Source organism: Paraburkholderia kirstenboschensis (assembly GCF_904848585.1).
GTDB classification, from domain to species: Bacteria; Pseudomonadota; Gammaproteobacteria; order Burkholderiales; family Burkholderiaceae; genus Paraburkholderia; species Paraburkholderia kirstenboschensis.
The window spans coordinates 1-833 of record NZ_CAJHCR010000087.1; the positions used below are offsets into that span (position 1 = coordinate 1).

Here is an 833-nt window from a genome sequence, read left to right on the forward strand (position 1 = left end):
CAAACGACAAAAAGAGGAGGAAATCGACGCACCAGAATGATGTTTCTGAGCATCAGGGGTGGGTCAATTCTAGATGCAAAAAGTGGGTCAGTTCGCGGTGCAAATCAACAGGCTCGACGAACATCTCGGGTGATTCGACCAACGGTACCGGCACGGATATCAACGGTTCGGTCAACACGACGGATAACGGCACGACCAACATTTCGGGCAACAGCACGAACGGCACAGGCGTGATCGTCGATCCGAACGGTTCGATCAACACCTCGGGTAACGGCTCGACCAACATCTCGGGTGATTCGACCAACGGTACCGGTACGGATATCAACGGTTCGGTCAACACGACGGATAACGGCACGACCAACATCTCGGGCAACAGCACGAATGGCACGGGCGTGATCGTCGATCCGAATGGTTCGATCAACATCTCGGGCAACGGTACGACCGAAATTTCCGGTAACTCGACGAATGGCAACGGCACCATCATCGACGGCGATGTGAACGTGACCGGCAACGGCACGGTTGTGATCATCGACAACGGCACGGTATTGGTACCGGGTGGCAACGGCGGTGACAACGGCGGCGGCAACGGCGGCGGCAACGGTGGTGGCAACGGTGGCAATGGCGGCAATGGCGGCAATGGCGGCAATGGCGGCAATGGCGGCAACACGCCGCCTGTCGACAACGGCGGCGACACGCCTCCTGCTGCCAACGGTGGCACGGCGTCGGCCGGCGGTTCGGGCGGTGGAAGCGGTGGTGCTGCGGCAGGTGCAATCGGCGCGATTGGAATTGGCGGCGCAGCGGCCTACTTCATGAGCGACATGCTGTCGGCGCAC

General features: G+C 60.0%; 1 pseudogene. It reads left to right on the forward strand.

What is annotated here, in order from left to right:
• Window positions 1-230: 230 nt before the first annotated feature.
• Window positions 231-833, forward strand: a pseudogene (locus tag JMY24_RS38130) (hypothetical protein); the annotation flags it as partial.